Origin of the sequence: Pandoraea sp. PE-S2T-3 (assembly GCF_002179965.1) — a bacterium.
Taxonomy (GTDB): domain Bacteria; phylum Pseudomonadota; class Gammaproteobacteria; order Burkholderiales; family Burkholderiaceae; genus Pandoraea.
This window is the reverse complement of the sequence record NZ_NGUQ01000037.1, coordinates 205,875-230,676: the sequence shown is the minus strand read 5'-3', so window position 1 is coordinate 230,676 and position 24,802 is coordinate 205,875. Positions and strand designations below refer to the sequence as shown.

Here is a 24,802-nt window from a genome sequence, read left to right as displayed (position 1 = left end):
ACGTTGGCTCGTCGGCGCGGTTCAGGGAAGTCACCGATTGCGGTTCGGTATTCTGCTATGCTGAGTTTCCTCTATCAACAACAAGGAACGCCTCTCATGTCCGTGCAAAAGACTCGCTTCGCCATGCTTCTCGCCTCGGCAGCCGCTCTCGGCGCGCTGTCGGCCACGCCGGCTATCGCGCAGTACACGGGCCCCGGCGCCCCGCCCGCAGCGGCTGTCGCCGTGCCGTCGGTCATGCCGAGTGTCGTCTCTGTCCAGCAAGCGTTGTCCGCCCCTGACGACGCGCAAGCCGTCATCGAAGGCTTCATCGTCAACCGCATCAAGCACGAGCACTACACGTTCCGCGACGACGCGGGTCACACCATCGAAATCGAACTCGACGACAAGTATCTGCCGCCGGGCGTCAAGATCGACGACAAGACCCGCGTTCGCATCACGGGCGAAGTGGACCGCCACCGTCATCGTCCGAGCGACATCGACGTCAAGCGACTCGAAATCATTCGATAAGCGCCGTCTTCCGGCTGCCATCCGCGCCCGGAAAGCGGTGCTTTGAAAACAGGGGCTTTGAAATATAATGCGGGTTTGCCGCCCGGTGAGATTCAACGGCGCGCGTTCAAGGCGCGTTCGACGTCCACACCTCAGGCCGGCAAGCCCGTAGCCCCCAAGTCGAGACCTCATGAAATTTCTGTTCGACCTGTTACCGGTCATTCTGTTTTTCGTCGCCTTCAAGTTCGCCGGCATCTACATCGCCACGGGCATTGCGATCGCCACCACGATCGTGCAAGTTGCCTGGATGTGGCTGCGTCACCGCAAAGTCGAGCCGATGCAATGGGTCAGCCTCGCCATCATCGTGGTGTTCGGCGGCGCCACCATCTGGCTGCACAACGACACCTTCATCAAGTGGAAGCCCACCGCGCTTTACTGGATGTTCGGCATCACGCTGTTCGTGGCTGAACTCATGTTCGACAAGAACCTGATTCGCGCCATGATGGAAAAGCAAATGGCGCTGCCCGAGCATCTGTGGCGTTCCGTGAATTTCAGCTGGGCGCTCTTCTTCCTCGCGATGGGTGCGCTCAATCTGGTGATCGCCTATCAGTTCTCGACCGACACCTGGGTGAACTTCAAGCTCTTCGGCGGCATGGGCCTCATGGTGGTGTTCATCGTCGTGCAGAGCCTCTGGCTCGCGAAGTACATCAAGCAAGACGAGTAACCTGCGACCGGAACCGACACCATGACCATGGAACAGCAAATCGAGGCGCGCCTCACGGCCGCCCTCACCCCGATCGAGATGGTTCTCGAGAACGACAGCGCGCGTCACGCCGGCCATGCCGGTGCGGCGTCCGGCGGGCATTACAACCTTCGCATCGTCTCGCCCGCCTTTGCCGGTCGCAACCGCGTGGCGCGGCATCGGCTGGTGTATGATGCGCTTGCCGATTTGATGCAGAACGGCATTCACGCCCTCGCCATCGTCGCGCTCGCCCCTGGCGAAGCGTAAGAACGCGTGCGACGCGTCCCCCGTCGATTAACCTTGCCTCCGTCATTCGTTAGGAAAAACAGCATGGCATTGAAACTCGCCCGCACGGCATTGGCGCTCGCCGCCACCGTGTCGCTGACCGCCGTATCCCTTCCCGCACTTGCCCAGAATGTCGCCGTCGTGAACGGCACGCCGGTGCCCGTCAAGCGCGCCGATGCGATGGTGCGTGAAATGGTCCGTCAGGGCCAGCCGAACTCGCCGCAACTGCAACAGCAAGTGCGCGAAGAGCTGGTCAAGCGCGAAATTCTCGCGCAGGAAGCCGTGCGCCAGGGTCTGGCAAGCGACGCCGACGTGAAGGCTCAGGTCGAACTGGCCAAGCAAGGCGTGCTGATCCGCGCACTGATCACCAACTTCCAGAAGACGTCGCCGGTCACCGATGCCGATGTGCAGGCGCGCTATGACCAGTTGAAGAAGCAGTTCGGCGACAAGGAATACCACGCTCGTCACATCCTCGTGCCGAGCGAAGATACGGCCAAGGAAATCATCGCCAAGCTCAAGGCCGGTGCCAACTTTGCCGATCTGGCCAAGCAGTACTCGAAGGACCCGGGTTCGGCGCAAAACGGCGGTGACCTCGACTGGTCGCCGGCCAATGCCTACGTGCCGGAATTTGCCGACGCGCTGCAAAAGCTCCAAAAGGGTCAGTACACGCAGACCCCGGTGAAGACCTCGTTCGGCTATCACGTCATCGAACTCGACGACTCGCGCGACGCGCAGATCCCGCCGCTCGCCGACGTCAAGCCGCAGCTCGTGCAGCAAATGCAGGAAGAGAAGCTTCAAAACTTCATCGACGGTCTCGAGAAGAAGGCCAAGATCCAGTAAGGATCGCCGGCATCTTGTCAGACATGCGTCAGATACGAAAAACCCGCCAGCTGGCGGGTTTTTTGTTGATGCGCGAAGACAATCTCCACGTCGTCCCGTCACTGCCCGTTCCGCTTCAATCCTTCGGGACCCGAGTTGCCGGTTAGCGCGCCGCCACGCGGGGCACTCGATAACGCGCCTGTCGGTGGCGACACCGGTGTCGATAAGGCGGCAATCTGGTCATCCGGCACGTAGACAAAAACGCCGCCCGCTGCCGCGGTCGGATTGACACGAATCACAGGGAGAAAGCGCCCCGTCTGTGTCAGATAGTCCTGTTGCAGATAGCGCGCCTGCGGCACACCATCATCCACCGAGATGAACGCTTCGAGCGGCAAGCTCAGCGGAATATTCTGCGGCCACGGCCGGATCACCAACTCGTTGTAGGCGTGCCGAAGCGGGTTCTCGTTCGGGAAATGCCGACGTGCCTCGATGCTCAATTGGAAACTCGCTGCATCGGGGCGAAACGGACACTGTGTGCCAAGCGACGTCGTCAGGTAGTGGGCCTGCCACGCCGCAATCGTGGTCACGCCCATCTCGTCACAGAACCGGTGATCGGCGTTGCTGTAACAACTCTCGTAACGCGACCCTGTCCATCCATCAGAAGGAAATTCACAGCGCACTGTCAGCGGGTATCCCGTTGGCGCAGCGGCCTCTCGCATGATGAACCCCGTGCCACCGCGCGCGTCGATCAGCGACGTCACCCCTGCGTCCGCCCGCATATAGGAGAACGGAACTCCATCTCGCCCCACCGCACTGGGACTCGGGTTCCACGCATGAAATTCGGCCGAAGCCGCGGCAATGCGTACGATCACACCATTGCAATAGAACGCCGGCCGCCCCCCGGGACACGTCGGAGACACATCGGCATAACGCGCATTCAACCGCGCGGCGACGCGAAACCCCTCGTCGAGCTGATCGGTTTCATCAAAGCCATAGGTGGCGCCCTGCGGTGGCCCAAACCCCATGCGCAAGATCGGCACCCACGCGCCGGTCGCATCGAAGTATTGCTTTTGGTAACGCTGCGCCTGAATGAGTTGTCCACCGTGACTGACGTCGTAGAAGAACGCCTGCACGGGAATCGTCTCCGGTTTTGCCGGGTCCCATGCCGTGACGAGTACGTTGTTCGGCCCCGGTGCCAGCGCATCGGTCACCAGTGCATGCGCGTCGAGCGACGCCTTGAACTGTTTCGCCACAATCGCACTGAACGAGCACTGCCGGTTGACGTCGCTGCCGTTGCCAGCGAATAACGTCATCCAGCCCGGCGCATCCGTCACGCCGTTGGGCAGGCAAGAACTCAGGTCCGGCGGTGACGCCGCGGCCGTCGCCAGCAAATCGCAGCCGTGCGACGCCGTGTCCGCTGCGGGCGTTACCGCCACCGGGTAAGCACAGCGCACATCGAGCGGCTTGCCCCATCCCGCCGCCGTCAATCCATCTGCGAGAATAAAACCCGCGCTCGTTGCCAGCCCGCTGGTACGCAAATCATGTCTCACGTAGGCAACGTTGGCCGATTGCGACGCCAACTCCTCTGCCGTCAGTTGTGCAAACGGCTGCGAAGCGTCCCCTGGCAGCGCGCGCATCAGCACGCCAGAGCACATCCATGCGGGACGATTGAGCGCGCACTGCGTCACGCTCGACTGATAGCGCTGGTTGACCAGATACGCAACATCGGCGCCGGTGAGCGCGTGAACTGGCAGCGCCCACAATCCGGCAAGCACAAGGGCGATGACCATCACGGCACTGCGTGCGCTGCGTATGTTGAGTAGCCGAGCGCTCAACGTGCGGCTGCCGGCGAAACCAGCGAGGTGCCACATGACAAGACTCCCTTACAGCGCCACCCTCAACACTCTCGAAAACAGATACGGGTCACTCGCCGTCGTGCCGATCGCGTACGTGATGAAGACCGTCGTCCCGGCGCTCTCGCTCACCCAGCCTGCGGGAATGTTGAACGTGTTCGCCAGTCCGGGCACGACCGCCTGAAGTTCGGTATCGCGAACGACGCGCCCTTCCCATCGCACACGGGCGGTTTGCCCGACCACTTGCGTGCCATACAGGACGGTGACTTGCGTGCGGCCGGCATTGATGGTCGGCATGGGTAACGGCGTCCCCTGAACTCGCAGGTTCAGCGCGTCGGAGATTTCGATAGGACTGCTTCCGCGCTTGACGCTGAACGTGACCACCACGGTATTGCCAATGGCGTCGAGCACTTCGCGGCGCGGCACCCGCAACGCGACGCGCGCCGGAATCGTGACCGTCCAGATTGACGTGTCGTAGACGGACGACGGTCCTCGCCACCGACCGCCAACCGTTTGCCCGGCGGCCATGCCGTCGTATTGCGGGACTTCGATGTGCACGAATTCGCGATCGTAAAAATCGTCGACCAGCAGTAGGTCGCCGTTACCGCCCGTGGCTTCGAGTATGCCGGGCTTGAGGTTCACGATCGATTCGATTTCCATGACACGCTCCTGAAGGTTCACGCTCGTATCAGGCCACGCGCACCACGGGCGCAACAACTGTCAACGTTGACAGGCGCACACTGAGCGCACGCCCAATAAAAAACCGCCTGCCCTATGACAGGACAGGCGGCTTTTTACGTCACCGACGCCGCAGCGCCGTCAGACGAAATACAACGTTTTACGCAACCCAGCGACGTGCGTTGCGGAACATGCGCATCCACGGGCTGTCTTCACCCCACTGCGCCGGTGCCCAGCTCATCTGCACGGTGCGGAACACGCGCTCGGGGTGCGGCATCATGACCGTGAAGCGGCCGTCGGCCGTCGTCACCGACGTGAGACCGCGCGGCGAACCGTTCGGATTGAACGGATACTGCTCGGTCGGCTGTCCACGGTGATCGACAAAGCGCATCGCGGCGATTGCCTGATCGATGTTGCCCTGCTGACCGAAGTTGGCGAAGCCTTCGCCGTGTGCGATCACGATCGGCAGTTGCGAGCCGGCCATGTCCTTGAAGAACAACGACGGCGAATCAAGCACTTCAACTTGCGTCAGACGCGCTTCGTACTTCGACTGGTTGTACGTGAACTTCGGCCACGCACCCGCGCCCGGAATCAGGTTCGACAAGTTGCTCATCATCTGGCAACCGTTGCACACGCCCAGCGCGAACGTGTCGGTACGGTTGAAGAAGCCCGCAAACTGCTCGGCCAGTGCCGGGTTGAACAGAATCGTCTTCGCCCAACCTTCACCCGCACCCAGCGTATCGCCGTACGAGAAACCACCGCAGGCGATAAAGCCCTTGAAGTCTTCCAGCGCCTGACGGCCTGCCAGCAGGTCGCTCATGTGCACGTCGTATGCTTCGAAGCCGGCCTTGTCGAGGACATAGGCCATTTCCAGATGCGAGTTCACGCCTTGCTCGCGCAGCACGGCCACCTTCGGGCGCGCACCGGTCGCGATGAACGGCGCGGCGATGTCTTCGTTCGCGTCGAACGTGAGCTTCGGCGAGAGGCCCGGATCGCTGGTGTCGTTCAGCGCTTCATATTCCGCATCGGCGGCAGCCGGGTTGTCACGCAGACGCGCAATACGCCAGCTCACTTCCGACCACAGGCGTTGCAGTTCGGCACGCGGGGCACCGAATACTTTCTTCGCATCGCGATAGATTTCGATGACGTCGTTCGGGTTCGGCTTGCCGATCACGTTCGTGCAGGCCGACAGACCGGCTTCGCGCAGCGCTTGCAACACCGCGTCGCGATCGCTCGCGCGCACCTGAATCACACCGCCGAGCTCTTCGGAGAATAGCGCACGCAGCGTCTTGTCTTCGCGACGGCCAACAGTCTGCTTCGCCCAGTCCTTGGCGTCGCCGTAATCCGACTCGAAGCCCTCGTCCAGCGTGAGCATGTCGACGTTGAGCGATACGCCCACGTGACCCGCAAACGCCATCTCGGCCACCGTGGCGAACAGACCACCGTCCGAACGGTCGTGGTAAGCGAGCAGCTTGCCGTCGGCGTTGAGCTGCTGAATAGCGTCGAAGAAGCGTTTGAGATCAGCCGGATCGTCGAGGTCCGGCGTGACGTCACCGATCTGCTGCGTCACCTGCGCGAGAATACTGCCGCCCAGACGGTTCTTGTTGTGGCCCAGATCGATGGCAATCAGCACGGTCTCACCGGCTTCTGCGACCGAGCGCAGTTGCGGGGTGAGGTGGCTGCGCACGTCTTCGACCGGCGCAAACGCCGACACGATCAGCGACACCGGGGAGACCACGTCCTTGTTGCGGCCGCTGTCTTCCCACTTGGTACGCATCGACAACGAATCCTTGCCGACGGGAATCGAGAGACCCAGCACCGGGCACAGTTCCATGCCCACGGCCTTGACCGTATCGAACAGCGCAGCGTCCTCACCCTCGGTACCGCAAGCCGCCATCCAGTTGGCCGACAGCTTGATCTGGTCGAGCGACTTGATCGGCGCAGCAGCGATATTGGTGATCGCTTCGCCCACGGCCATGCGGCCCGAGGCCGGCGCGTCGATCACGGCGAGCGGCGTACGCTCGCCCATGGTCATCGCTTCGCCACGGAAACCGGCGTAATCCATCAACGAAATCGCGCAATCGGCCACCGGCACCTGCCACGGACCGACCATCTGATCGCGTGCGGTCAGGCCGCCCACAGTACGGTCACCGATGGTGATCAGGAACGACTTGCTCGCCACCGTCGGGTGACGCAGCACGGCGCGCGCGACTTCATCGAGCGAGAGGCCGGTCACGTCGACCGGCGGGAATTCCGCCTTCACGCGCGTGACATCGCGGTGCATACGCGGCGGCTTGCCGAGCAGCACGTCCATCGGCATATCGACCGGGTCCGGCGATTCCGGATGCATCGGGTCGACCAGCTTCAGTTGACGTTCTTCGGTCGAGACACCGACCACGGCTACCGGGCAACGCTCGCGCTGGCAAACGGCCTGAAATGCCGGGAAGCTGTCCGGGGCGATGGCCAGCACGTAGCGCTCTTGCGCTTCGTTGCTCCAGATTTCGGCGGGCGACATGCCCGACTCTTCCAACTGCACCTGACGCAGATCGAACAGCGCGCCCTTGCCTGCGCCGTCCACCAGTTCCGGGAAGGCGTTCGAGATACCGCCCGCGCCCACGTCGTGAATCGACAGGATCGGGTTGGCCTCGCCCTGGCGCCAGCACCAGTTAATGACTTCCTGCGCGCGACGCTCGATTTCCGGGTTGCCGCGTTGCACCGAGTCGAAGTCGAGTTCGGCCGTGTTGGTGCCGGTCGCCATCGAGCTGGCAGCGCCGCCGCCCATCCCGATACGCATGCCCGGGCCGCCGATCTGAATCAGCAGCGTGCCGGCAGGCAGGTCGTTCTTGTGGGTGTGTTGGGCCGCAATGTTGCCCATGCCGCCGGCAATCATGATCGGCTTGTGATAGCCGCGCACGCGGCCAGCCACGTTTTGTTCGTAGGCACGGAAGTAGCCGCCGATGTTCGGACGGCCGAATTCGTTGTTGAACGCAGCGCCGCCGAGCGGGCCGTCGATCATGATTTGCAGCGGCGAAGCGATACGGTCCGGGCGGCCATAGTCGGCGCCGGTGTCATCGGGCTTGCGCAGCGACGGCGGCACGGCGACGTCGCGGTCGTTTTCCCACGGCTCACGCGCGTCCGGCAGGGCCAGATTCGACACGGTGAAACCGGTCAGGCCCGACTTCGGCGTCGATCCACGGCCCGTCGCGCCTTCGTCGCGAATTTCGCCGCCCGCGCCCGTCGAAGCGCCCGGGAACGGCGAAATGGCCGTCGGGTGGTTGTGCGTCTCGACCTTCATCAGCGTGTGCGTGAGCTCGACGCTGCGGCCGTACTTGGCGTCGGCGCCGCGCGGATACCAGCGCTCGACCTCGGCACCTTCCATCACCGAGGCGTTGTCCGAATACGCGACCACCGTCCCTTGCGGGTGCAGTTGGTGCGTGTTCTTGATCATCTGGAACAGCGACTTGTCTTGCGCCTCGCCGTCGATGGTCCACTGGGCATTGAAAATCTTGTGACGGCAGTGCTCGCTGTTGGCCTGCGCGAACATCATCAATTCGACATCGGTCGGGTTGCGCTTCAGGGCGACGAAGGCTTCGACCAGATAGTCGATTTCGTCTTCGGCGAGCGCCAGACCCAGATCGCGGTTGGCCGCTTCGAGGGCGCTACGGCCTACGCCGATCACGTCGATCGTCTGCAACGGCTTGGCCGGCAGTTCGACGAAGAGCACTTCGGCGTCTTTACGGGTGGCGACCACGGTTTCGGTCATGCGGTCGTGCAGCACGTCGGCCACGCGCGCCAGCACGTCGGCGGGCAGCGACTTCTTGCCGCCCAGCAGGCCCGACTTCACGCCGACGGTGTATTCAACGGCGCGCTCGATACGGCGCACATCCGCAATGCCGCAGTTGTGGGCAATGTCGGTGGCCTTGCTCGCCCACGGCGAGATCGTGCCCAGACGCGGGATCACCAGCAACTGATCGCCGACCGGCTCTTCACGCACCGGTTCACCGTAGGTCAGCAGGCCGGCAACACGGGCCACGTCGTCGCTCGATAGCGGCGCGGCGCTGGCCACCAGATGCACGTAGCGCGCGTCAATACGCACGATCGAGCTGTCGATGGCTTGCAGGGTCTGCAAAAGACGTTGCTGGCGGAATTCGGAGAGCGCCAAGGCGCCGGCGAAGCAGGCAATGTGAGTCATGGAAGGACGGAAGGCGAGGCGTTCAAAACGCGGGGGAACGACAAACCGGGATTATACCCTGCTTACCCGGGGTTATACCCGAGTGAGAAACGTCTTCGCGCCCCGCCGCGGCCGCTCTCTGGTAACCTATGCCCCCCGTGACGAACACGCGCTGCCCAAGATTTATGGCACGCGGTCGGTTCAGTCAGGAGACACAGAACTACACTAACAAGCGAACGTACGGGCGTTCGCCACACACCAGACGGTTGGGAATGAAGGTCATCGTTATCGGCGGCGGGGTTATCGGCACTTGCACCGCCTACTATCTGGCCGCCGCGGGGCATACGGTTACGCTCGTCGAGCGCAACAGCACGGTCGCGCAGGAAAGCAGCTTCGGCAACGCCGGCGTCATTGCGCCCGGCTACGTGACGCCGTGGGCCGCCCCCGGCATGCCGCGCAAGCTGCTCGGCTACATGTTCAGTGCAGCGAGCCCCCTCATCTTCCGTCCCGGCCTGTCGCGCGGTACGTGGCGCTGGGCGTCGCGCTGGTTGCGCGAATGCAAGCTCGAGCGCTATCGCGCCAATCGCGAGCGTATGCAACGCATTGCGTTCTACAGCCAGCGCTGCCTGCACGAGCTGCGCGAGCAGCATCTCTTCGAATACGAACAAACGCAGGGGTACCTGCAACTGTTCCGTTCCGAGCGCGAAATCAAGATGAACGAACCGGCGCGCGCCATGCTCGCCGAGAACGAGGTGCCGCACCGCCTGCTCACGCCGGACGAGTGCCGCAAGCTCGAACCCTCGATTTCGACCGATGCGCCGCTGGCTGGCGGGCTGCATCTGCCGCGCGACGAAACCGGCAACTGCCCCCTCTTCACCAAGCGCCTCGCCCAGATCGCCCGCGACATGGGCGTGACGCTCGCGACCGAAACGACCGTGCTGGCCGTGCGTCCGAATCTCGGGCGCGCCGGTGTGACCGTCGAGACCGCCAGCACCGCGCAGCCGCTGCAAATCACGTCGATGGAAGCCGATGCCGTGGTCATTGCGGCCGGCGTGGCAAGCACGGCGCTGCTGAAGCCGCTCGGCATCGATTTGCCGCTCTGGCCAATCAAGGGCTACTCGCTCACCGTGCCCGTGAAGAACGAAATGTTCAGCCCGCGCATCGCCGTGATGGACGAGTCCTACAAGACGGCCATCACCCCGCAGGGCAACCGGTTGCGCATCGCGGGTACCGCCGAACTGGGCGACACCCAGTTGGTGCTGCGCGAGCGCGCCATCGCCACGCTCTACAAAGTGGCGACGGACTGGTTCCCGGGCGCCGGCAAGTACCGCGAGGCCCGTGCCTGGGTCGGTGCGCGTCCGATGCTGCCCGATGGTCCGCCGCTGCTCGGCGCTACGCACTTGCCCGGCATCTACCTCAATCTCGGCCATGGCTCGACCGGCTGGGCGATGGCCTGCGGCTCCGGCCGTGTGCTGGCCGACGTGATCTCCGGCCAGCCGCCCGACATCGACCTCGACGGGCTTACGCTGGCCCGCTACGCTCACTAGGCTCACTAGGCCCACTAGGCTCCCTAGGCTCACTGGCCCCACTGACTGCATCGATCGCCCGATCGTCCTGATGGCGCGCGCACCGAATGTGCGTGCGCTGTCAGTGAATGCCGACAGCCCATCGGGGAATGCGCTGGCAGGCACCCCGCTGCATTCACGGCATAATCGTCGAATTGCCGCCTGATTCGCTTGATCCGCCCGTTCTGCCCGTTCTGCCGAACCATCCGTCGAGTGTTCCGCCGCCACGCGCGACGAACGCATCGGAACGCATCGTTTTCGCAGAATCCCGGGGGAACAGGCTCACCGCCATCGACGCCGCCGTGGCTTTCCGGGAGTTATGCCTGTCATGACCGATCACTTGCGTGTCGACGATTCTGCCGCCGCCCCCGCGAGCCCGAGTCCGCTCGCGAGGCCGTCCCGATTGCCTCAGCCGTCCGACATCGTCGACGGTCCGCTCGCCGACACACCGCTCCCCCTGTATTTACCTGCCGATTTGCGTGAGATCGAACGCGCAAGCGCCGCGCAATTGCCGCCGCACACGCTGATGGCGCGCGCGGGCGCGGTTGTCGCCGACTGGTTGTATGGACAATTACCGTCACTCGCGACGGCCGGACGCCAGCCCGTGCTGTTGCTCGCGGGCCCCGGCAACAACGGCGGCGATGCCTATGTCGCGGCCCGCGAGATGCATCGTCGCGGCGTGCTGGTCGACGTCTGGCAGCTCGCGCCACCCGCCGCCGATGACGCGAAATGGGCACATGGCGAAGCCCTCGCCGCTGGCGTGCCCGTGCGCCCCGCGCCGGACGTATGGCCGCAGCCTTCGACCTATGCGTGGATCGTGGATGGCTTGTTCGGCATCGGCTTGTCGCGCCCGCTCAATGGCCCGGCCGGTCGCCTTGTCGAGAACATTGCCTATGCGCATGCCCAAGGCACGCCGGTGCTCGCGATCCGATATCCCCAGCGGCCTTGGTGCTGCGACCGGCGTCGCCAGTGGCCCTGTCATCCGTGCAAACGTCACCATCGCCATGCTGGGCGCCTGCCCGGGGCTTTTGACCGGCGAAGGACGCGACATCGCCGGCCGCGTGCTGGTGGCCACCTTGGGTGCCGATGACGCACTGTCTACGGCGGCATCCACGTCATCGCTGTCGACCAACACCCCGAGCGCCTTTCTTGCGGACCTGCCACAACGTCACCATGCCTCCCACAAGGGCAGCTACGGCTCGCTCGCCGTGCTGGGCGGCCACGACGGCATGATCGGTGCGCCGCTACTGAGCGCACGCGCGGCGTTGATGAACGGCGTCGGGCGGGTCTACGTGGGTTTCGTGGCGCAGGAGGCCCCGGCGTGGGACCCGGTTCACCCCGAACTGATGCTGCGTCACGCAGAGGGCATCGATCTCGCCGCCATGCAGGCCGTCACTATCGGCCCCGGGCTGGGCACCTCGGCCGCATCCTCTGCATGCCTCTCTCGCGTGCTGGCGTGGGAACACACCCCGCTCGTGCTCGACGCCGACGCGCTCAACCTGCTCGCGGCAGAACCGGCGCTCGCCGAGCGGGTGCGCGGCCGTACCGGCCCCACGGTGCTTACGCCTCACCCGCTTGAGGCCGCGCGGCTCGCCGGCTGTGACGTGCAGCGCATTCAGTCGGACCGGCTCACCTCCGCCCGCACGCTGGCCCGGTATTTCGGCGCCACCGTCGTGCTGAAGGGGTCGGGCAGCATCATCGACAACGGCTCGCACGCATGGGTCAACACGACCGGCAACGCAGGGCTTGCGACGGCAGGCACGGGCGACGTGCTGACCGGCATGATCGGCGCGATGCTGGCGCAAGGCATGCCTGCCGCCACCGCGGCCCTGGCCGGCGTCTGGCTGCACGGACGTGCCGCCGAGAGGTGTCTGAGCGAGGGTACGGGCCCGGCGGGCTTGACCGCCTCTGAACTTTTACCGGCCATGCGCGCCGAACTGGCAGCGGCGCTCAGGCGAGCGCCGTCATGAATGTGGCGGGGTGAGCGATCGATGGCGGACTTCAACGATCGCCGCCAGCCCCGCAAATCGCCCCGCAAACCAGCGCAGGAACCGGTTTTCGGCGTAAATTCACGGAGACTCCCGTTATACTTCGTCCTACCGAAAAGAACATATTGCACATGTCGTCGAAGCCGTCCTTTCGTCTGGATCAAACTCCCGCCTGGCGCACCCTGCTCGAACACCGTGACGAGATCGCCAGCCAGCATATGCGCGACTGGTTCGCGGGTGCTGGCGCGAGCTCGCGCGTTGAACAATTCTCGCTGCGCGCCGCCGGCTTATACCTCGACTATTCGAAAAATCGCGTTACCGAAAAGACGCGCACCCTGCTCGCCCATCTCGCCCGCGAATGCGACGTGCCCGGCAAGCGCGATGCGATGTGGGCCGGCGAACACGTCAACGTCACCGAAGACCGTGCCGCCCTGCATATCGCGCTGCGCGCGCCGAAAGGCGTCACGTTCCGTGACACCACGGGCGACGTCAGCACCGGCGTGCACGCGACGCTCGCGCGCATGCGCAAGTTCAGCGACGAGGTACGCGATGGCCGCTGGCTGGGTGCCACGGGCAAGCGCATCCGTCATCTGATCAACATCGGCATCGGCGGCTCCGATCTCGGGCCGCGCATGGTGTGCGACGCCCTTGCCGCGTATGGGCGGGCCAATTTGTCGGCGCACTTCATCGCGAACATCGATCCGACAGAACTCGCACGCACCCTGCCCACGCTCGACCCGGAAACCACGCTGGTCGTCGTCTGCTCAAAGACGTTCACCACGCTCGAGACGATGACCAACGCGCGCACCATTCGCGCGTGGTTCATCGAACATGGCATTCCTGAGTCTGAACTCGGCAAGCATTTCGTCGCCGTCTCGACGAACGTCGAAGAAGCGACGCGCTTTGGCATCGGGCGGGAGAACGTTTTCGAATTCGGCGAGTGGGTCGGCGGGCGGTATTCGCTTTGGTCGTCCGTCGGATTGATCATCATGCTGTACCTCGGCGCGCAGCATTTCGACGAAATGCTGGCCGGTGCGCATGCCATGGACGAGCACTTCCGCACGGCCCCGCTCGAAGCCAATATGCCGGTGCTGCTCGCGCTGCTGGGCATCTGGTATCGCAACTTCTTCGACGCGCAGACGCTGTCGATTGCCCCGTACACCGACGCCCTCCAGAAGCTGCCGCCCTATTTGCAGCAGCTCGACATGGAGAGCAACGGCAAATCGGTGCAGATCGACGGCACGCCGGTGGCATGGCAAACCGCACCGATCATCTGGGGCGAACCCGGCACGAATGGCCAGCACGCCTATTTCCAGATGCTGCACCAAGGCACCACGCTCGTGCCGGTGGATTTCATCGCCGTGCTTCAGCCGCAGTATTCGCAGCCGGTCTACCTCGATCATCATCGCAAGCTGCTCGCCAACTGCTTTGCGCAGAGCGAAGCGTTGCTGCAAGGGGGATCGATGGCGACGCCGGAGCAGGCTGGCGGCCCGCTGGGTGCCCAACGACGTTTCGAAGGCAACCGGCCGAGCAACACGCTGGTGATCGACAAGCTCTCGCCGGAGCGTCTGGGTGCGTTGATCGCGCTTTATGAACACAAGGTGTTCGTGCAAGCAGCGATCTGGAACATCAATCCGTTCGATCAATGGGGCGTCGAGTTGGGCAAGACGCTCTGCCGCGCCATAGAGCCCGAGCTGGTCGATCCGTCGACGCTCACGCCCGATGCGCACGACGCCTCGACGGCATCGTTGATTCGACTGGCGGGTGAGGCGTTGAAGCCCAAGCGCTGATCGTGATTTGCTGCCACCTGCCAGTGTTTGCTGGTCGGTGCGTGCAAGCACAGGCGGCGCGAGCACGTTGCGTGCATCGCGCCGCCAGTCCATCAGAAAGATCGCCTGTCAGGCAGCCACACCATCGACCAGACGGCCACCAGCGAGTTGCACCGTCGCGTCGCAACGCTCGGCGATTGCCAGATCATGGGTCACGAGCACGAGCGTTGCGCCGCTTGCCTCGTTGAGCGAGAACATCAGATCGATGACACGCTCGCCGGTCGCCGTGTCGAGACTACCGGTCGGCTCATCGGCAAACAGCACGACCGGTTGGGTGACAAACGCCCGGGCAAGCGCCACGCGCTGCTGCTCGCCGCCGGAAAGCTGTTTCGGATAATGCGTGAGGCGCGAGCCCAAGCCCACCTGTTCGAGCAACTCGATCGCACGATTACGTACTTCCCGTGTCTCACCCAGCAGTTCGAGCGGGAGCATCACGTTCTCGAGCGCCGTCAGGTGGGGCATCAACTGGAATGACTGGAAGACGAAGCCGATCGCGCCGCGTCGCAAGGCGGCGCGCCCCTCTTCATCGAGCTCGCCGAGCGACTTGCCGAGGAGCGTGACGCTACCGTCGGTTGCTGTATCGAGCCCAGCCATCAGGCCCAGCAACGTCGATTTGCCCGAGCCCGAGGCCCCGACAATCGCTACGCTCTGGCCTTTTGCGACGGAAAAATCGATATCCTGCAAAATGACGAGCTCACCGGTGGCATCGCGCAACCGTTTGCCCAGACCCCGCACTTCAATTACGTTTTCGGAAAACGACATGGCAAGAAGACAGTTCTTGAAATTGGCCGCCTCAGCCCTCGTAGGCTGCTGCATCCTGACAGGGACCGCGGCGCACGCGGCAAGTTCTGGCGCGCCGACAATTCTGGTCGTGGGCGACAGCCTGTCCGCCGAGTACGGCATCGCTCGCGGCGCAGGCTGGGTGAACCTTATGCAACAAAAAGTTGCGCAAAGCGGTTTCGATTATAACGTTGTCAACGCCAGTATCAGTGGCGATACCACAAGCGGCGGCCGGGCACGTCTGGCGCCGTTGCTCGATCGCTATCATCCCGCGATCACGATTCTGGAGCTGGGCGGCAATGATGCCTTACGCGGCATTTCACTGGATCTCACGCGCGCCAATCTGCGCGAAATGATCGAGTCGTCACGCAAGGCCGGCAGCCGGGTGATCGTGGTCGGCATGCGCATCCCGCCGAACTACGGCACCGAGTACGGCGAGCAGTTCTTCTCGATGTTCGCCACCCTCGCCAAGCAGGAAAAGACGGGCTACGTGCCGTTCCTGCTCGACGGCGTGATCGAGCATCCCGACTGGTTCCAGCAAGACCAGATTCACCCGCTAGCGAAGGCACATCCGCAAATTCTGCAAAACGTCTGGCCGACCGTGGCGCCCCTGCTCAAACCTGCCGGCAAAGTGCCGCCGCGAGCCGCGAGCGGACGGGCGGTGAAACCGGGGGCGTGACCCTCCGACGTTCCGCAAGGCGCGCCGTCAATCGAAACTCGGAAGCGCCCCAAAGACGCTTCGCTCGTTTCCCGATAGCCTGATTCCCTAACGCCGACTACCGAATCGCCGCATTCGTCGCTCGCACGAATGCGGCGTAATTCTTGCGTATCGGAGAACTCGGGAGACACGGTATTCAACTTGGTCGAACTATCTACCTACTGGCAACAGCCTGCCTGTTACCCGTTTCCACCGCAGTCGCGAGTGCGGCGACTTGCGCGTCACCTTGGCCCTCGGCAAACGTGTCGTTTGAATCCAAGATCGGTTATTTGAATCCGGAAACCAAAGCCGCGCCATTTGTCACGGTGGAAATTGACGGGCAGCCTCGCCGCCTGCTTCTCGATACTGGCACCAATCTCAACGTGCTCTGGGACACGTCTCTTTCCACTAAGGCTGCCTCCGGCCCGAAGATGATCGTCCAGACCGAGGTGGCGCAAGCGCAGTCCACGCAGGCATCCCACCGCATGAGCGATGGTCTTCACGACACATTCGACTCACCGTTTCACTGGATTCCACCGTCAATCCTCGCCGACGACGGTCTGTCCGGCATTCTCAGCCCACAAGTTACCGCCCATGAAATCGCGGGCAGCCGTCGATCATTTGCGGTGCTTGATTTCGATCGGGATTGCTTCTTCGTCAGCCCGGCGTTTGACATCGACGAAACGCCTGCCTACCGGCTTGCACGAGGACGCGGCATACCCAACCCCCATCGCGTCATGGCGACCTCGCTCGGCCTGTATGACGCGAAGATTCCTGTCACGGTGGATTCCGGAGCGGAGCAGTCCAACCTTCTCAGGACGCTCGTTTCGGCGCGGCCGAAGGTTCCCGCGACGACACGAATCGCAGACCTGTGGGGCAATGTGCTGACCAACAAGACGTATATGCGTCGCGTCAGCTTCACGTTGAACGGCATCGAGCACCGAAATGTTCTCGTGGCCGAAGCGGATGCTGTCCAAGAAGGAGGATCAACAACGCTCGGCACCATTGGCATGGATATTCTGAGGAATCGCGTTGTCATCCTAAGCTCGGATACCCGCGAGTTTTACCTGCTGGTGCCGGCCAGAAAACAGTGAGTGCGTCCAACCGGCGACACCATAAAAAAAGCGCGGCTATCGAGCCGCGCTTTTTCTTGCTACCCGGCCTGCGCCGGTGGTCGTGCGTTGGATCGTGAGATCCGTGGAATCCGCTGAATCAGGTGCCCGACTTGGTCACGTCATTGACGACCTTGACCTTCGAACGAGCCCGCAGATCGCCAACCCACGCATTCCACTCGGCTTGTGCGGCCAACTGGTTCAACTGCTGCGTTTCTGCGGCCAAACGCTGCGGATCTTGCGCGGTCGGTTGCGTGACCTTGCTGATGCGGAACACCGCGTAGCCCTGACCGTCGCCCAGATCGACACCCACGTAAGCCGGCAGCTTCGCCGTATCGGCACCGAAGATTGCCGTCAGGGCGTTCGGCGGCAGCTTGCCCGGGTTGTCACGCGAGATCGTCTGCGTGGCACTGAACGCGCCATCGCCGCCCTTCTTCAGCGCATCGAGCTTGGCCTCGCCGGCCTTCTTCGCTTCCTGCGCCGCCATGTCAGCCACCAACTGCTGCTTGACCTGCGCTTCCACCTGCGTGAGCGGCGGCGTTGCGGCCGGGTGATAGGTCACCACGTGCGCCGACACCAGCACGCCCTGACCCACATCCACGGCTTCGGTGTTGCGCTTGTTCTTGAGCGATTCGTCGGCAAACACGGCCTTCAGCAGCTTCTCGTTGCCGATCGGGCTCTGCGCCTGCGCCGGGTTTGCCGTGCGCGTGACCTGCGCCGTCTGCACCTTGATGTTCAGCTTGTCGGCGACCGGTTGCAGGCTGTCAGGTTGTTCGTACACAGCGTTGGTGAACTGGTCGGCGAGCTTGGCATACGCCTTGGCCGATTCCTGCTGGCGATACTGATCGGCCAGTTGCGCCTTCACGTCTTCAAACGGCTTGGTCGTTGCCGGCTTGATGCCCGTCAACTTGATGATGTGATAACCGAAGTCACTCTTCACCACGTCGCTCACGTCACCTTCGCTCTTGAGTGCGAACGCAGCATCGGCGAACGGCTTGACCATCGCGTCACGCGTGAAGAAGCCCAGATCGCCGCCGTTGGCCTTCGAGCCCGGATCTTCCGAGTTCTGGCTGGCCAGCTTGGCAAAGTCGTTCGGGTTCTTCTTCAGTTGCGCGAGCAGGTCGTCGGCCTTGGCCTTCGCTTTCGCGTGATCGGCAGGCGAAGCGTCCGCCGGCGATGCAATCAGAATGTGCGAGGCACGGCGCTCTTCCTGCGTCGTGTACTGCTTCAGATTGTCGTTGTACATCTTGCGCAGCACGTCATCGCTCGGCGCTGCCAGTGCCGATGCCGGCATGGCTTTCGGGTCGAGCACCACGTACTGGATCTCGGCCGACTCGGGCGTCTGGAACGCCGCCTTGTGGGCGTCGTAATACGCCTGCACCTGCGCTTGCGTCGGCGTGACCTTGCCGGCGAAGTCAGACACCGGGAACGTCAGTGCGGCGACATCACGCTGTTGCGCGCGCAGTTGCGCGAAACGATCGATGACGGCCTTGGGGAGCATGGCGCTCGCCTGCACGCTGGCCGGCAGCTGGTTCGATGCGAGTTCGTAGCGAATCTGCGCTTCGAGACGCTGCGGCGTGAGGTTCTGTGCCGCCAGCAGTTGTTCGTAAGCGACGTCGTCGATCGAACCATCCGCGCGGCGCAGTTGCGCAATCGCGGGAATCGCGAGCAGCGCTTCGCGCACTTGCGTGTCGGGCACCGACAGATTCTTCTTGAGGGTTTCCTGCGTGAGCAGCTTCTGCTGGATCAGGTTGTCCAGCACGGCGCTACGCATTTCAGGCGTGTTGATTTGACTGGCATCGACGGCACCGCCGAACATCTGCTGCATGCGCTCGGTTTGTGCTCGCAGCACGCTGTCGTACTCCTGGCGCGTCACGGTCTGATCGCCGACCTTGGCGATCGTGCCTGCATCCGAGGTGTACTCCTGCAAGCCGTGAACGCCAAACACCACAAACGACGGCACGATCAACACCGTCAGGAAAATGAGAACCAATCGTTGGTGGCGCCGAATGAAGTCGAACATACGAAATCGGAAGAGTCGTCAGGAAGCGTCTTTGGGACGTCCATATGGCAAAAAAGGCGAACCGAAGTTCGCCTTTTCACAATTTGGCGGAGCGGACGGGGCTCGAACCCGCGACCCCCGGCGTGACAGGCCGGTATTCTAACCAACTGAACTACCGCTCCCCAAGATCTGGAACTGGTGGGTGCTGAGGGGCTCGAACCCCCGACCTACGCCTTGTAAGGGCGCCGCTCTACCAACTGAGCTAAGCACCCGTTCCCGATTCTAGTTTTGTTCTTACTGCTGCTCCCTGCCTAGGCAGGAAAGTCGATCAGTTTACTGTATCTTTCAGATTTTTGCCAGGGCGAAATTTCGGAACCTTCGCTGCCTTGATCTTGATCGCTGCGCCAGTGCGCGGATTGCGCCCCGTGCGTCCTGCGCGCTTCGTCACGTGGAAGGTACCGAAGCCCACCAACGTCACATCGTCACCCTTCTTCAACGCTTTCTTTACTGCACCCACAAAAGCATCGAGTGCACGACCGGCAGCGGCTTTCGAAATGTCTGCCTCACCCGCGATATGATCGATCAGTTCCGTCTTATTCACTGTAACCCCCTTGCAAGGATAGTAGGCGATTGAGCCGCGGAGGCGCTCTTAACGCGCCTTGACATTGATCTGCGAAGGTCCGCTGGCTTTGCCATTAGACAAGCCGCAAACCCTGATGTCAAGCCGTTTTGCGCTGTTTTGGCGGCTTAGGAAGCACTCCTGAGTCATCACTTCCGGACGCTATTTTCGACCACTTTGCGTGAATAAAAAAAGCCCGGGGAAAACCCCGAGCTTTTTGCAGACTTTCGGTTTGGCGAACGACATCGACATCGACATCGATATCGATGATCGTCGTTCGCCGTTCCTCGTCACATGCTGACGTCTCAGTGCTTGATGACTTCCTGCTTGCCGCTGCCATCGGCATTCGGCGTCACCGGTGCTGCCTTCGGCTCTTCCTCGGGCAGCGGTGCCGGCGCGTGCTCCAGCGCCAGCTCCAGCACTCGGTCGATCCAGCGCACCGGCATGATCTCCAGCGCGTTCTTGACCGTATCGGGAATCTCGGCGAGATCCTTCACGTTCTCTTCCGGAATCAACACGAGCTTGATGCCGCCACGATGCGCTGCGAGCAGCTTTTCCTTGAGACCACCGATCGGCAGCACTTCACCGCGCAGCGTAATCTCACCGGTCATCGCCACATCTGCACGCACCGGAATACCGGTGAGCACCGAAACGAGCGCCGTGGTCATCGCGATACCGGCGGACGGACCGTCCTTCGGCGTCGCACCCTCGGGCACGTGAATGTGGATGTCCTTCTTCTCGAACTGCTCATCGGACACACCCAGACGACGCGAGCGCGAACGCACCACCGAACGTGCAGCTTCGACCGACTCCTTCATCACGTCGCCGAGCGAACCCGTGCGAATGATGTTGCCCTTGCCCGGCATCACGGCGGCTTCGATGGTCAGCAAATCGCCGCCCACTTCCGTCCACGCAAGACCCGTGACCTGGCCGATCTGGTTTTCCTTCATCGCCAGACCGAAGTCGAACTTGCGCACGCCGAGGAAGTTGTCGAGATTGCCCGCATCAACCTTGATCGACGTACCGTCGACCTTCTTGAGCAGCAGCATCTTCACGACCTTGCGGCAGATCTTCGAGATCTCGCGTTCCAGCGAACGCACACCCGCTTCACGCGTGTAGTAGCGAATGATGTCGCGAATCGCGGCTTCGGTCAGATCGATCTCGCCTTCCTTCAACCCGTTGTTCTTCTTCTGCTTCGGCAGGAGATAACGCTGGGCGATGTTGACCTTCTCGTCTTCCGTGTAACCCGACAGGCGAATCACTTCCATACGATCGAGCAGCGGTGCCGGGATGTTCAGCGAGTTCGACGTCGCCACGAACATCACGTCCGACAGATCGAAGTCGACTTCGACGTAGTGGTCCGAGAACGTGTGGTTCTGTTCCGGATCCAGCACTTCGAGCAGCGCCGAACTCGGGTCGCCACGGAAGTCCATGCCCATCTTGTCCACTTCGTCGAGCAGGAACAGCGGATTGCGCACAGCCACCTTCGACAGGCTCTGCAAAATCTTGCCCGGCATCGAACCAATGTACGTCCGGCGGTGACCGCGAATCTCGGCCTCGTCGCGCACGCCACCCAATGCCATGCGCACGAACTTGCGGTTCGTTGCACGAGCGATCGACTGACCAAGCGACGTCTTACCGACACCCGGGGGCCCCACCAGGCACAGAATCGGCGCCTTCACCTTGTCCACGCGCTGTTGCACAGCAAGATACTCAAGGATGCGTTCCTTGACCTTCTCGAGACCGAAGTGGTCTTCATCGAGCACCTTTTCGGCGTTCGTCAGGTCATTGTTCACCTTGCTCTTCTTGCGCCACGGCAGACCGACCAGCGTGTCGATGTAGTTGCGCACGACGGTCGCTTCTGCCGACATCGGCGACATCAGCTTGAGCTTCTTGAGTTCGGCGTCGGCCTTCTTCTTAGCTTCCTTGGGCAGATGAGCGCCCTTGATGCGCTTCTCGAGTTCTTCGAGATCCGCACCTTCTTCGCCTTCGCCCAGTTCCTTCTGAATGGCCTTGACCTGTTCGTTCAGGTAGTACTCGCGCTGGCTCTTCTCCATCTGACGCTTCACGCGGCCGCGGATACGCTTCTCCACCTGGAGAATGTCGATCTCGCTTTCGAGTTGCGCCAGCAGATGTTCGAGGCGCTCGATGACCGGGAACATTTCGAGAATCTTCTGCTTCTGCTCAAGCTTGAGCGGCAGGTGCGCTGCGATGGTGTCAGCCAGACGACCCGCTTCGTCGATGCCCGACAGCGAGGTCAGGATCTCCGGCGGAATCTTCTTGTTGAGTTTCACGTACTGATCGAACTGCGCCACGATGGCGCGACGCAGCGCCTCGGATTCCGGCGAGTTGCCATCATCCGGTTCGAGCGGCATGACTTCAGACGTGAATTGTGTCTCTTCTTCGTCCACGCTGATCGTGCGTGCACGCTGAATGCCTTCGACGAGCACCTTGACGGTGCCATCGGGCAGTTTGAGCATTTGAAGGATGTTCGCCACGCAGCCGATCTCATAGAGATCTTTGGCCGTGGGCTCATCCTTGGCGGCCGCTTTCTGGGCGACCAGCATGATGTGCTTGCCGCCTTCCATGGCGGTTTCAAGCGCTTTAATCGACTTCGGACGCCCCACGAAGAGGGGAATCACCATGTGCGGAAACACGACCACGTCGCGCAGAGGCAACAGGGGCAGTTGAATCGCTTCGGGCGGGAGGATTTGGGTGCCTGACATCTCGTTCCCCATAATTAACGATACCGTTGTGTTCCAGCTAATTGAGGCCGCCGACAGGAATTACAAGGGGGTGAAACAACCCTTCTGCCGGTAAGGTGCACCACTCGGGGTTTCATTGCCCGTGGCACTAGTATGAAGGAAAAAAAGCCGTCCATGTTTCCATGAACGGCTTTGGGTATCACTGAGTTGACCGTTCAGTTAGAGCCGGCAACCTTGGGCGACTCCTGGTAGATCAAGAGCGGTTTGCCGTCGCCGCTGATCGCGTTATCGTCCAGAATCACCTTGGTCACCCCTTTGAGTGACGGCAACTCGTACATCACTTCGAGCAGTGCCTGTTCGATGATCGAACGCAGGCCACGCGCGCCGGTCTTGCGCTTGATGGCCTTGCGGGCCACCGCATGCAGCGCTGCCGGGCGAATTTCCAGCTCGACGCCTTCCATCGCAAACAGGCGCTGATATTGCTTGAGCAGTGCATTCTTCGGCTCGATCAGGATCGTGACCAGTGCGTCCTCGTCAAGCTTACCCAACGTGGCAACCACCGGCAGACGACCGATCAGCTCCGGAATCAGACCGAATTTGATCAAATCTTCCGGCTCGGTTTCGAGTAGCAGTTCGCCGGCGTCACGCTCTTCGCCCGTTTTGACAGTCGCACCGAAACCGATACCCGTCTTCTCGGTGCGGTTCATGATGATCTTTTCGAGACCGTCAAACGCGCCGCCGCAGATGAACAGGATGTTCGTGGTGTCGACCTGGATGAAGTCCTGGTTCGGGTGCTTGCGCCCGCCTTGCGGCGGCACCGAAGCCATCGTGCCTTCAACCAGCTTCAGCAGCGCTTGCTGAACACCCTCGCCCGACACGTCGCGCGTGATCGAGGGGTTGTCCGACTTGCGGCTGATCTTGTCGATTTCGTCAATATAAACAATGCCCTTCTGCGCCTGCTCGATCTCGTAATTGCAGTTTTGCAGGAGCTTCTGGATGATGTTTTCGACGTCTTCACCGACGTAACCGGCTTCGGTCAGCGTGGTGGCATCGGCAATCACGAAGGGCACGTTGAGCAGACGGGCGAGCGTTTGCGCGAGCAGCGTCTTGCCCGAGCCGGTCGGCCCGATCAGCAGGATGTTGCTCTTGGAGAGTTCGACCTCGTCGCGCTTGTCGCCGATGTGCTTCAACCGTTTGTAATGGTTGTAGACCGCGACCGCCAGAATCTTCTTGGCGCGATCCTGACCGATCACATACTGATCGAGGCTTTCGCGAATCTCCTGCGGCGAGGGCAAATCCGACTTGCCGCCACTACCGCTCTCGTCTTCGGCCGCAGCGGCCTCGTCGCGAATGATCTCGTTGCACAGATCAATGCACTCGTCGCAGATAAACACGGACGGACCTGCGATGAGCTTCTTGACCTCATGCTGACTCTTTCCGCAGAAGGAGCAGTAGAGTAGCTTTTCGCCGTTGGAAGTGCTTTTTTTATCCACCATATCTGTGTCAGCCTGCTAGCAATTTGCGCCCCGGTCGTCCCCCGATGGGGGCGGCAAACGCGGCATAGTGAATTCCATTGTAACGCCATGCCGCGCGGGCGTGTGGCCCACCCGCGACAGCGATAATTTTCCTTTTACGACAAAGACTTGGCGCGAACATCCGGACTTTCACGTCGAAAAACCCGATGTCGCGCCAATTTTGCCGTCAGGCGCCCGGGCCGGGTACCGGCCCAGGGACACCTCAGGGACGCTTTTCCAGCACGCGATCGATGAGCCCGTACTCGACGGCATCCGCCGCCGACTTGAAGTTATCGCGATCGGTGTCGCGCGCGATGACTTCCAGCGACTGGCCAGTGTTCTCGGCGAGCAGCTTGTTGAGGCGTTCCTTGAGCAGCAGGATTTCGCGGGCGTGGATTTCGATGTCCGACGCCTGACCACGTGCACCGCCCAACGGCTGGTGAATCATGATCCGGGCGTTCGGCAGCGCGAAACGCTTGCCCTTCTCGCCCGCAGCCAGCAAAAACGCGCCCATGCTGGCAGCCATGCCCATGCACAGCGTCGAGACGGCCGGTTTGACGAACTGCATCGTGTCGTACATTGCCAGGCCGGCCGAAACCGAACCACCCGGCGAGTTGATGTACATCGAGATTTCCTTGTCCGGATTTTCGCTCTCGAGGAACAGCAACTGGGCGACAACGAGGTTGGCGGTCTGGTCGTTGACCTCGCCCACCATGAAAATAATGCGCTCCTTGAGGAGTCGCGAGTAGATATCGTATGCGCGTTCGCCACGACCACTTTGCTCGACGACCATCGGCACCAGGCCAAGGGCCTGCGATTCGAGAGCGGAGTTGTGCGTCGGGGAAGCGAGTTGGGCGAGCAATTCGGAACGGGTAATCATGACGGTTCGACCCTTCTATCGAGATGGTTTTGCGCGCCGCAGGGAGGAGGCCCGAAAAGGCCGGTTGGAAACACTGC

At 62.2% G+C, this 24,802-nt stretch carries 17 protein-coding genes, 2 tRNA genes and 1 pseudogene; 9 read left to right on the top strand and 11 right to left on the bottom strand.

The features are described from left to right. Positions 1 to 96 precede the first annotated feature (96 nt). The 4 genes from CDV46_RS23325 to CDV46_RS23310 all read left to right on the top strand — a co-directional run bounded on the left by CDV46_RS23325 (position 97) and on the right by CDV46_RS23310 (position 2,353). Positions 97 to 507: a YgiW/YdeI family stress tolerance OB fold protein gene (locus tag CDV46_RS23325; RefSeq protein ID WP_150684331.1), complete on the top strand. Its 411-nt coding sequence runs from the start codon at positions 97 to 99 to the stop codon at positions 505 to 507. A 169-nt stretch (positions 508 to 676) separates the two neighbouring features. Next, on the top strand, positions 677 to 1,210 hold the full coding sequence (locus CDV46_RS23320; protein WP_087725272.1) for a septation protein A: 534 nt from the start codon (positions 677 to 679) through the stop codon (positions 1,208 to 1,210). Between the two features lie 21 nt (positions 1,211 to 1,231). Beyond that, positions 1,232 to 1,495 (top strand): BolA family protein, encoded by a 264-nt coding sequence (locus CDV46_RS23315; RefSeq protein WP_087687877.1) that lies wholly within the window; start codon positions 1,232 to 1,234, stop codon positions 1,493 to 1,495. Positions 1,496 to 1,558: 63 nt separating this feature from the next. Further along, entirely contained in the window at positions 1,559 to 2,353 is a 795-nt protein-coding gene (locus CDV46_RS23310) for a peptidylprolyl isomerase (protein WP_087687878.1), read from the top strand. Positions 2,354 to 2,451: 98 nt separating this feature from the next. Here the strand turns inward: CDV46_RS23310 and CDV46_RS23305 are convergent, their stop codons facing one another. From CDV46_RS23305 to purL, 3 genes are all read right to left on the bottom strand, one after another. Then, positions 2,452 to 4,203, bottom strand: coding sequence for a hypothetical protein (locus tag CDV46_RS23305; protein ID WP_087725270.1), 1,752 nt, complete (start codon positions 4,201 to 4,203; stop codon positions 2,452 to 2,454). A gap of 12 nt (positions 4,204 to 4,215) precedes the next feature. Then, positions 4,216 to 4,845 (bottom strand): hypothetical protein, encoded by a 630-nt coding sequence (locus tag CDV46_RS23300; RefSeq protein ID WP_087725268.1) that lies wholly within the window; start codon positions 4,843 to 4,845, stop codon positions 4,216 to 4,218. Between the two features lie 178 nt (positions 4,846 to 5,023). Continuing rightward, on the bottom strand, positions 5,024 to 9,055 hold the full coding sequence (purL, locus tag CDV46_RS23295) for a phosphoribosylformylglycinamidine synthase (protein ID WP_087725266.1): 4,032 nt from the start codon (positions 9,053 to 9,055) through the stop codon (positions 5,024 to 5,026). Positions 9,056 to 9,306: 251 nt separating this feature from the next. Between purL and CDV46_RS23290 the strand changes: the two genes are divergently transcribed. The 3 genes and pseudogenes from CDV46_RS23290 to pgi all read left to right on the top strand — a co-directional run bounded on the left by CDV46_RS23290 (position 9,307) and on the right by pgi (position 14,377). After that, on the top strand, positions 9,307 to 10,581 hold the full coding sequence (locus tag CDV46_RS23290; RefSeq protein ID WP_087725264.1) for a D-amino acid dehydrogenase: 1,275 nt from the start codon (positions 9,307 to 9,309) through the stop codon (positions 10,579 to 10,581). A gap of 346 nt (positions 10,582 to 10,927) precedes the next feature. Then, positions 10,928 to 12,569: pseudogene (locus CDV46_RS27730) on the top strand (NAD(P)H-hydrate dehydratase). A 149-nt stretch (positions 12,570 to 12,718) separates the two neighbouring features. Further along, positions 12,719 to 14,377, top strand: a complete 1,659-nt coding sequence (gene pgi / locus CDV46_RS23280) for a glucose-6-phosphate isomerase (protein WP_170935928.1) — start codon at positions 12,719 to 12,721, stop codon at positions 14,375 to 14,377. Between the two features lie 108 nt (positions 14,378 to 14,485). Here pgi and CDV46_RS23275 read toward each other — a convergent pair whose 3' ends face one another. Next, complete coding sequence (locus CDV46_RS23275; RefSeq protein WP_087687885.1) at positions 14,486 to 15,178, bottom strand: ABC transporter ATP-binding protein; 693 nt, start codon at positions 15,176 to 15,178, stop codon at positions 14,486 to 14,488. Here CDV46_RS23275 and CDV46_RS23270 point away from each other — a divergent pair. Next, complete coding sequence (locus CDV46_RS23270; protein WP_087725262.1) at positions 15,177 to 15,875, top strand: arylesterase; 699 nt, start codon at positions 15,177 to 15,179, stop codon at positions 15,873 to 15,875. The two genes, CDV46_RS23275 and CDV46_RS23270, sit on opposite strands and share 2 nt — an antisense overlap. A 281-nt stretch (positions 15,876 to 16,156) precedes the next feature. Further along, entirely contained in the window at positions 16,157 to 16,987 is an 831-nt protein-coding gene (locus CDV46_RS23265) for a hypothetical protein (RefSeq protein ID WP_087725259.1), read from the top strand. Between the two features lie 118 nt (positions 16,988 to 17,105). Here the strand turns inward: CDV46_RS23265 and CDV46_RS23260 are convergent, their stop codons facing one another. The 7 genes from CDV46_RS23260 to clpP form a co-directional block, all read right to left on the bottom strand. Further along, positions 17,106 to 19,028, bottom strand: coding sequence for a SurA N-terminal domain-containing protein (locus tag CDV46_RS23260; protein ID WP_087687888.1), 1,923 nt, complete (start codon positions 19,026 to 19,028; stop codon positions 17,106 to 17,108). Between the two features lie 84 nt (positions 19,029 to 19,112). Next, a tRNA-Asp gene (locus CDV46_RS23255) sits at positions 19,113 to 19,189 on the bottom strand. Positions 19,190 to 19,203: 14 nt separating this feature from the next. After that, a tRNA-Val gene (locus CDV46_RS23250) sits at positions 19,204 to 19,279 on the bottom strand. Positions 19,280 to 19,335: 56 nt separating this feature from the next. Next, on the bottom strand, positions 19,336 to 19,608 hold the full coding sequence (locus CDV46_RS23245; RefSeq protein ID WP_058378343.1) for an HU family DNA-binding protein: 273 nt from the start codon (positions 19,606 to 19,608) through the stop codon (positions 19,336 to 19,338). Positions 19,609 to 19,931: 323 nt separating this feature from the next. Then, on the bottom strand, positions 19,932 to 22,352 hold the full coding sequence (lon, locus tag CDV46_RS23240) for an endopeptidase La (protein WP_058380233.1): 2,421 nt from the start codon (positions 22,350 to 22,352) through the stop codon (positions 19,932 to 19,934). A gap of 194 nt (positions 22,353 to 22,546) precedes the next feature. Then, positions 22,547 to 23,827, bottom strand: coding sequence for an ATP-dependent Clp protease ATP-binding subunit ClpX (gene clpX, locus CDV46_RS23235; RefSeq protein ID WP_058378342.1), 1,281 nt, complete (start codon positions 23,825 to 23,827; stop codon positions 22,547 to 22,549). Between the two features lie 241 nt (positions 23,828 to 24,068). After that, on the bottom strand, positions 24,069 to 24,722 hold the full coding sequence (gene clpP, locus CDV46_RS23230) for an ATP-dependent Clp endopeptidase proteolytic subunit ClpP (RefSeq protein ID WP_170935944.1): 654 nt from the start codon (positions 24,720 to 24,722) through the stop codon (positions 24,069 to 24,071). Between the last annotated feature and the right edge of the window lie 80 nt (positions 24,723 to 24,802).

What these genes read in the sequence shown, in the direction of transcription:
- CDV46_RS23300 (WP_087725268.1), bottom strand. Translation starts at nt 4,845, where the DNA reads ATGGAAATCGAATCGATCGTGAACCTCAAGCCCGGCATACTCGAAGCC.
- CDV46_RS23290 (WP_087725264.1), top strand. Translation starts at nt 9,307, where the DNA reads ATGAAGGTCATCGTTATCGGCGGCGGGGTTATCGGCACTTGCACCGCC.
- CDV46_RS23310 (WP_087687878.1), top strand. Translation starts at nt 1,559, where the DNA reads ATGGCATTGAAACTCGCCCGCACGGCATTGGCGCTCGCCGCCACCGTG.
- purL (WP_087725266.1), bottom strand. Translation starts at nt 9,055, where the DNA reads ATGACTCACATTGCCTGCTTCGCCGGCGCCTTGGCGCTCTCCGAATTC.
- CDV46_RS23325 (WP_150684331.1), top strand. Translation starts at nt 97, where the DNA reads ATGTCCGTGCAAAAGACTCGCTTCGCCATGCTTCTCGCCTCGGCAGCC.
- clpX (WP_058378342.1), bottom strand. Translation starts at nt 23,827, where the DNA reads ATGGTGGATAAAAAAAGCACTTCCAACGGCGAAAAGCTACTCTACTGC.
- lon (WP_058380233.1), bottom strand. Translation starts at nt 22,352, where the DNA reads ATGTCAGGCACCCAAATCCTCCCGCCCGAAGCGATTCAACTGCCCCTG.
- CDV46_RS23260 (WP_087687888.1), bottom strand. Translation starts at nt 19,028, where the DNA reads ATGTTCGACTTCATTCGGCGCCACCAACGATTGGTTCTCATTTTCCTG.
- CDV46_RS23320 (WP_087725272.1), top strand. Translation starts at nt 677, where the DNA reads ATGAAATTTCTGTTCGACCTGTTACCGGTCATTCTGTTTTTCGTCGCC.
- pgi (WP_170935928.1), top strand. Translation starts at nt 12,719, where the DNA reads ATGTCGTCGAAGCCGTCCTTTCGTCTGGATCAAACTCCCGCCTGGCGC.
- CDV46_RS23315 (WP_087687877.1), top strand. Translation starts at nt 1,232, where the DNA reads ATGACCATGGAACAGCAAATCGAGGCGCGCCTCACGGCCGCCCTCACC.
- CDV46_RS23270 (WP_087725262.1), top strand. Translation starts at nt 15,177, where the DNA reads ATGGCAAGAAGACAGTTCTTGAAATTGGCCGCCTCAGCCCTCGTAGGC.
- CDV46_RS23275 (WP_087687885.1), bottom strand. Translation starts at nt 15,178, where the DNA reads ATGTCGTTTTCCGAAAACGTAATTGAAGTGCGGGGTCTGGGCAAACGG.
- CDV46_RS23305 (WP_087725270.1), bottom strand. Translation starts at nt 4,203, where the DNA reads ATGTGGCACCTCGCTGGTTTCGCCGGCAGCCGCACGTTGAGCGCTCGG.